Here is a 1,243-nt window from a genome sequence, read left to right as displayed (position 1 = left end):
TGAACTGGCCTAATGATTTTGGACACTTCAATCGGGCGCTATGATAGCGCCCAAATCTGAGGTGTTTGGATATGCGTAAATCTTATTCGAGTGAGTTCAAGCTCAAGGCTGCCAGCATGGTGTTGGATGAAGGTCAGCCGGTTACCGAGGTCTGTGCCAGCCTGGATATTGGCCCTACTGCTCTGCGCCGTTGGGTCGATCAAGTGCAAAAAGAACGCTTGGGCTCGACTCCGGTGGGAGCCAAGGCAATTACTGCTGATCAACGAGAGATCCAGAGACTCAAAGCCCTGCTTAGGGAGAAAGACCTGGACATTGAAATCTTAAAAAAGGCCAGTGCTCTCCTGCTTTTGGACGCCAAAGATCATTCACGCTGATCGATGAGCTGGACGAGCAGTACGGCGTTAAAAGGTGTTGCCGGGCGTTCGGGGTTAACCGCAGCAGCTTCTATGCCTGGCGCCAGCGCCAGGGCAGAGCCAATCCTGAGCGGGAAAAGCTCAAAGCCGCGCTGGTCAGGCACCACAAGGCGTCGAGAGAGTCGGCGGGTGCGCGCACCTTGTCCAAGGAGCTGCAGGCCAAAGGGCATCGTGTCGGACGTTATATGGCTCGCAACTTGATGCGCGAAGCTGGCATCGCTAGTCGTCAGCGCAGGCGTCATAAGTACAAGTCGCCGGGCGTTGAGGCCTTGGTGGCGCCGCACGTGCTCAAGCGAAAGTTTGATGTGACGACGGTTAATCAGGTGTGGTGTGGCGACGTGACGTACATCAAAGTCGGCAAGCGGTGGATGTACTTCGCCGCCGTTCTGGATCTGTACGCTCGCAGGATCGTAGGCTGGTCGTTCTCGATGATTTCTGATGCCAACCTGACCTGCGAAGCGCTACGCATGGCGGTGGAGTTGCGCGGCCATCCCCAGGATGTGCTGTTTCATTCTGACCAAGGTTGCCAGTACACCAGCCATAAATTCCGAAACGCGCTTGTGAAACATGGGTTTAGGCAAAGTATGAGCCGTAAAGGCGAGTGCTGGGACAACGCCCCGATGGAGCGTTTTTTTGGCAGTTTGAAATCAGAGTGGGTGCCTGAAGCGGGCTACAGACTGGAACATGAGGCCCGGGCAGATGTGCAGCGCTATGTCTCGCGCTACAACATCAGCAGGCCTCACAGCTACAACGACTACCGGTCGCCGGTCGCGAAGGAAAGGTTGGCGGCGTGAACCTTAATCGGTGTCCAAGATTACTTGACCAGTTCA

At 55.6% G+C, this 1,243-nt stretch carries 2 protein-coding genes; both read left to right on the top strand.

Going from position 1 to position 1,243, the window contains the following annotated elements:
* The first annotated feature begins 71 nt into the window (after positions 1-71).
* The gene (locus LIY36_RS27990; protein WP_014717988.1) at positions 72-374 is read left to right on the top strand and encodes a transposase; all 303 of its coding nucleotides are present in this window, start codon (positions 72-74) and stop codon (positions 372-374) included.
* Entirely contained in the window at positions 371-1,207 is an 837-nt protein-coding gene (locus LIY36_RS27580) for an IS3 family transposase (RefSeq protein ID WP_442962235.1), read from the top strand. Before LIY36_RS27990 ends, LIY36_RS27580 begins: the two co-directional genes overlap by 4 nt.
* Positions 1,208-1,243 lie beyond the last annotated feature (36 nt).

This window comes from Pseudomonas sp. AF03-9 (assembly GCF_020515815.1).
GTDB lineage: Bacteria > Pseudomonadota > Gammaproteobacteria > Pseudomonadales > Pseudomonadaceae > Aquipseudomonas.
Note: the sequence above shows the minus strand (reverse complement) of the source record. Positions and strands in the feature narration are given on the sequence as shown.

Coding starts and splice junctions, on each gene's coding strand:
- LIY36_RS27990 (WP_014717988.1), top strand. CDS start 72: ATGCGTAAATCTTATTCGAGTGAGTTCAAGCTCAAGGCTGCCAGCATG.